Below are 5,191 nucleotides of genomic sequence, written 5' to 3'. Positions count from 1 at the left end.
GCCTGCCGAGCCGGCCGCCGCACCGGGATCGGGCGAGGCTGGCGGCAACGCGCCGAGCGCGCCCGCCCGCCCCGCCGGGCCGGCGCCCGCCAACCCGGCCGGCATCGTGTTCTGAAGATTCGCCAGAAGCTCAGAAGGACAGCGTCCGCACCCCCTCGCGCGTGCCGAGCAGGCACACGCTCGCCTTGTGCTGGGCGAAGACGCCCACCGTCACCACGCCCGGCCACTGGTTTACCTCGGCCTCGAAAGCCAGCGGGTCGGTGATCGCCAGGCCCGCCACGTCCAGCAGGTGCTGGCCGTTGTCCGTCACCAGGGGCGTGCCGTCGGCCTTCAGACGCACCGACGGCCGGCCGCCCAATGCCTCGAAGCGGCGCGCGATGTGGGCCGAGGCCATGGGGATCACTTCCACTGGCAGCGGAAAGCTGCCCAGCGTGTCCACCAGCTTCGACTCGTCGGCGATGCACACGAAGCGCTCTGCCAGCGCCGCCACGATCTTCTCGCGCGTCAATGCCGCCCCGCCGCCCTTGACCATGTGGCCGCGGCCGTCGATCTCGTCGGCCCCGTCGATGTAGACGGGCAGCCCCTGTACCTCGTTGGCCTCCAGCACCGGGATGCCGAGCGCCCGCAGCCGCTCCGTGCTGGCTTCGGAGCTGGAGACGGCACCGCGGATGCGCTCCTTGATGGTGGCGAGCGCGTCGATGAACTTGTTGACCGTGGAGCCGGTACCGACGCCGACGATGCTGCCGGGCTCGACGTAGTGCAGCGCGGCTTGACCGACCAGGGTCTTGAGGGCGTCCTGAGACAGGGGAGCAGGTGTGGTCATGGGAGACAATCGCAGGGTTTTTGCGGATTATCCCCATGTCCTTGCTTCCCTACGCGCTGGCCCGCCCTTTCCTGTTCCGCCTCGACCCCGAACGCGCCCACGACCTGACTCTCGAATGGCTGGCGCGCGGCCAGGGAACGGCGCTGGAGCGCGCCTGGCGGCAGGCGCGGGTGAGCGATCCGGTCGAGCTCGCCGGCCTGCGCTTTCCCAACCGCGTGGGCCTGGCCGCCGGGCTGGACAAGAACGCGCGCTGCATCGATGCGCTGGCTGCCATGGGCTTTGGCTTCGTGGAGGTCGGCACGGTGACACCGCGTCCGCAGCCCGGCAACCCGCGCCCGCGCATGTTTCGGCTGCCCGAGGCGCAGGCGCTGATCAACCGGCTGGGCTTCAACAACGACGGACTGGACGCCTTCGTGGCGAACGTCCAGCGCTCGCGCGTGCGCACCGAGGGTCGCCCGCTGCTGCTGGGCCTGAACATCGGCAAGAACGCCAGCACGCCGATCGGGGAGGCGACGCAGGACTACCTGGACTGCCTGCGCGGCGTCTATCCTCACGCCGACTACGTCACGGTCAACATCAGCTCGCCCAACACGCAGAACCTGCGCGCGCTGCAGGGCGACGCCGCACTCGACGCGCTGCTGGGCGCCATCGCGGCCGAACGCGAGCGGCTGGCAGCCGCGCAGGGACGGCGCGTGCCGGTGTTCGTGAAGATCGCGCCCGACCTGCAGCCCGAGCAGGTCGAGGTCATCGCTGCCACGCTGCAGCGCCACGGCATGGATGGGGTGATCGCCACCAACACCACGGTCGAGCGCGCCGCCGTGCAGGGCCTTGCGCATGCAAACGAGGCGGGAGGCCTGAGCGGCGCGCCGGTGCGCGAGGCAAGCAACGCGATTATCCGCCAGCTGCGCGCGCGGCTGGGCGCAGGCTATCCGATCATCGGCGTGGGCGGCGTGCTGAGCGCACAAGATGCGCTTGCCAAGATCGAGGCAGGAGCCGACGTGGTGCAGCTCTATACCGGCCTGATCTACCGCGGCCCTGCCCTGGTCCCCGAAATCGCCCGCGCCCTGCGCGCGCGGTTGGGGGACACGGCCTGAGGCTGCGGCAGGCCTCAGCGGCGCAGCCGCGAAACCAGCGGCATGACCACGCCGGCCCAGCGGATCAGCCGGCGCGGACCTGCCAGCGCCGCCACGCCGAGCGCCACGGCCACCACCGCCGGGTGCAGCCGCGCGAAGGCCAACAGGCGCTTGGGCAGAGGGTCGTTGGGATCCAGACCGGCGCGCGCCTGGACGATGGCGCGCGTCTGGCGGTAGGCCTCGCGCCGGGCGCGCAGGCGCTCGCGCTGCACCAGGATGCGGTCCAGCACCTGCTGCTGCTCCGGAGTGGCGATGGGCAGGCGTTTGGTCGTCATGGTCAGAGCTTTCCCTTGATCAGGTTCCAGTCGTTGCCCAGTTCGCGGCGCGTGAAGGCGAAGGCATTGCCGAGCAAGCGCGCCAGCGACAGGATGGCCAGCAGCACGCCGACACACGCGACCGTCCACCCCCCCGCCAGCAGCCACGCCACCAGGGCGCGCTGGGGCGAATCCCAGAACTGCACCAGCACCGCCAGCGACAGCAGGAGCAGCGCCAGCATCGCCAGCGCGCCGAACACGATGCCCAGCACCACCAGCTGCATGAGGCGCCGCTTGAAGTCGTCGAGCTCCAGCCGCGCCAGGGTGAGGCGGTCCTCGGCGGCGATGGCGCCCTCGATGATCGCGGCGCGCCAGCGCGCCACCCAGCCCTCCAGGCCCAGCAGGGATAACCAGTTCATGCGCTTGTCTTTCTTGTTCGGCGTGGGGTGGCGGCCGGCGCCAGGGCACCGGCCGGGCGAATCGCTCAGCGGCGCGCGAGCAGGAAGCCCACCAACGCACCGGCGGCCAGCGCGGCAGTTGCCACGCGCCAGGGCTCGTCGTGGGCGTAGCGGTCGGCGGCACGCGCTGCGTCGCGGGCCTGGGCCGCGGCCTCCTGGGCGGCACGCACGGCGCTGTCGCGCACGTTCTCGATGCCATCGTCCAGGCGCTCGCGCAGCTGCCTGATCTGCGGAATGTTGTCCAATTCCTTGTTGGCCAGCAAGCCGCGCAGATCGCCGACGAGGCGCTCCAGTTCACTCTGGGTGTTGGATAGGGTTTCGGAGACGGAGGTCATGGGTTTGGCCTTTCTTGGTTGACTCGACAGTAAATCACCCGCCGCCACGCGGCTGTAGGCGGGTATCCCATCTTAGAGCGAGTCGCGTGCCAAGCCGCCGCTTCAGCCCTGCAGGGCGCGCAGCACTTCCTCGCCGATCGCCAGTGCGCTGGTCAACCCGGGCGACTCGATGCCCAGCAGCTGCACCAGGCCGGGCACCCCATGCTCCGCCGGGCCCTGGATGAGGAAATCCGCCTCCACCGCACCGGCCGGCCATCGCAGCTTCGGCCGCATGCCTGCATAGCCCGGCTGCAGAACGCCCTGCGGCAGACCAGGCCAGTAGCGGCGCACCTCGGCCTCGAAGGCCGCCGCCCGCCCGGGATCCACGTCCAGGTCCTGGGGGTCGTCCACCCATTGCACGTCCGGACCGAAGCGCGCCTGCCCGCCCAGGTCGAGCGTCAGGTGCACACCCAGCCCGCCCTCTTCCGGCACGGGATAGACCAGGTGGGAAAAGGGAGCGCGTCCGCCCAGGGCGAAATAACTGCCCTTGGCGCAGGCCGCCTGCGGCACCCGGGCCGGATCGATGCCCTCGAAACGCTTCGCCAGTGCCGGCGCGCGCAACCCGGCGGCGTTGACCACACAGCGTGCAGCCAGCTCCAGGCCGTCGGCCATGCGCAGCACCAGCCCTTGCGGGGCGGCGCGACCCCCTTCCACCGACGCGCGCAGCACGACCGCGCCGCCCGCGGCCTCCAGATCGCCCTGCAGGGCGAGCATGAAAGCGTGGCTGTCGAGGATTCCGGTGGAGGGCGAGCGCAGCGCCGCGTGGCATTCGAGTGCGGGCTCGAGCTGCAGGGCCTGCGCGCGCGTCAGCCACTGCAGGTCGTCCACGCCGTTGGCGCGGGCGCGCGAGGCCAGCGCCCGCAGCGCCGCAACTTGCTCTTCCTGCGTTGCGACGATCAGCTTGCCGCAGCGCCGATGTGGCACTCCACGCTCCCCGAGGTAGTCGTACAGCAGCGCCTTGCCGCGCACGCACAGCCGGGCCTTGAGCGAGCCGGGCGGGTAGTAAATCCCGGCATGGATGACCTCGCTGTTGCGCGAGCTCGCCTGCGTGCCGATGGCGCCCTCGGCCTCCAGCACCAGCACTTCGCGCCCCGCCAGCGCCAAGGCACGCGCCACGGCCAGCCCCACGACCCCCGCGCCGATGACCACGGCGTCGACCTGCTCCATCCCTGCCCTCCCGCCACAGGCGCCGCGCCAACGAAAAAGGGCCGGGAATCGCTTCCTGGCCCTGTCCGGCGGGCATGCGCCCGAATGATGAAGATCTGGTGGGTGATACATGGATCGAACATGTGACCCCTGCCGTGTGAAGGCAGTGCTCTACCGCTGAGCTAATCACCCTCGGCCCGGCAACGCCCGGCCTTGAAAACTGGTGGGTGATACATGGATCGAACATGTGACCCCTGCCGTGTGAAGGCAGTGCTCTACCGCTGAGCTAATCACCCAAGTTGCGCTGTGCAACAAGCCGCAGATTATGGCACAGCTTCAGCCTGGTTGCGAGAGATTGCGCCACACGGTCTTGCCGCCGCTCGCCTTGTCGAGCTGCGTGAGCAGCGCCTCGTGGGCCGCCAGCTCGGCCGCGGTGGGCGCGATCACCGGCAGGACCAGGCGCCGCAGGTCGATGCCCGAGGCCGGGCCGGCGCCCGCGCCGTCGGCCGCTTCGTCCATGACCAGCAGGGCCTCCTGCCCGCGCGTCATGTTGATGTAGACCTCGGCCAGCAGCTGCGCGTCCAGCAATGCGCCGTGCAGCGTGCGCCCGGAATTGTCCACCTCCAGCCGGTCGCACAGTGCATCGAGCGAGTTGCGCTTGCCCGGGAACATCTCGCGCGCCATCGCCAGGGTATCGACGATTCCTGCGACGTGCGTTGCCAGGGGCGGCAGCCCGGCCAGCTCCAGCTCCTTGTCGAGGAAGCCGACGTCGAAACCCGCGTTGTGGATGATCAGCTCGGCGCCGCGCAGGTAGTCGAGGATTTCCTGCGCACGCTCGGCAAAGCGGGGCTTGTCGCGCAGGAACTCGTTGCTGATGCCGTGCACGCGCAGCGCATCCTCATGGCTGTCGCGGTCGGGATTGAGGTACAGGTGCAGGTTGTTGCCCGTGGGCTTGCGCGCCACGAGCTCCACGCAGCCCAGCTCGATGATGCGGTCGCCGTCG

At 70.3% G+C, this 5,191-nt stretch carries 7 protein-coding genes and 2 tRNA genes; 1 reads left to right on the top strand and 8 read right to left on the bottom strand.

Annotation, left to right across the window (positions count from 1 at the left end; translation table 11 throughout):
• Nucleotides 1–130: 130 nt before the first annotated feature.
• Nucleotides 131–823 (bottom strand): ribose-5-phosphate isomerase RpiA, encoded by a 693-nt coding sequence (gene rpiA, locus A612_RS03590; protein ID WP_019373220.1) that lies wholly within the window; start codon nt 821–823, stop codon nt 131–133.
• 35 nt (nt 824–858) lie between these two features.
• Here rpiA and A612_RS03585 point away from each other — a divergent pair, with 35 nt between their 5' ends.
• Nucleotides 859–1,917 (top strand): quinone-dependent dihydroorotate dehydrogenase, encoded by a 1,059-nt coding sequence (locus tag A612_RS03585; protein WP_019373219.1) that lies wholly within the window; start codon nt 859–861, stop codon nt 1,915–1,917.
• Nucleotides 1,918–1,931: 14 nt separating this feature from the next.
• On the opposite strand, the gene A612_RS03580 is transcribed toward A612_RS03585, so the two are convergent.
• The 7 genes from A612_RS03580 to dnaQ all read right to left on the bottom strand — a co-directional run.
• Nucleotides 1,932–2,231: a hypothetical protein gene (locus A612_RS03580; RefSeq protein ID WP_019373218.1), complete on the bottom strand. Its 300-nt coding sequence runs from the start codon at nt 2,229–2,231 to the stop codon at nt 1,932–1,934.
• A gap of 2 nt (nt 2,232–2,233) precedes the next feature.
• A complete protein-coding gene (locus A612_RS03575; RefSeq protein WP_019373217.1) occupies nt 2,234–2,629 on the bottom strand; it encodes a phage holin family protein in 396 nt (131 codons plus the stop codon).
• A 65-nt stretch (nt 2,630–2,694) separates the two neighbouring features.
• A complete protein-coding gene (locus A612_RS03570; protein WP_019373216.1) occupies nt 2,695–3,003 on the bottom strand; it encodes a DUF883 domain-containing protein in 309 nt (102 codons plus the stop codon).
• Nucleotides 3,004–3,105: 102 nt separating this feature from the next.
• Nucleotides 3,106–4,209, bottom strand: coding sequence for an NAD(P)/FAD-dependent oxidoreductase (locus tag A612_RS03565; RefSeq protein WP_019373215.1), 1,104 nt, complete (start codon nt 4,207–4,209; stop codon nt 3,106–3,108).
• Nucleotides 4,210–4,305: 96 nt separating this feature from the next.
• Nucleotides 4,306–4,380, bottom strand: a tRNA-Val gene (locus A612_RS03560).
• 29 nt (nt 4,381–4,409) lie between these two features.
• A tRNA-Val gene (locus A612_RS03555) sits at nt 4,410–4,484 on the bottom strand.
• Nucleotides 4,485–4,524: 40 nt separating this feature from the next.
• Nucleotides 4,525–5,191 (bottom strand): DNA polymerase III subunit epsilon (dnaQ, locus tag A612_RS03550; protein WP_019373214.1); only part of this gene is annotated, 667 nt, incomplete at its 5' end.

Origin of the sequence: Melaminivora alkalimesophila (genome assembly GCF_000282995.1) — a bacterium.
In the GTDB taxonomy this organism is placed as follows: Bacteria; Pseudomonadota; Gammaproteobacteria; order Burkholderiales; family Burkholderiaceae_C; genus Melaminivora; species Melaminivora alkalimesophila.
This window is presented reverse-complemented; position numbering and strand designations above follow the sequence as displayed.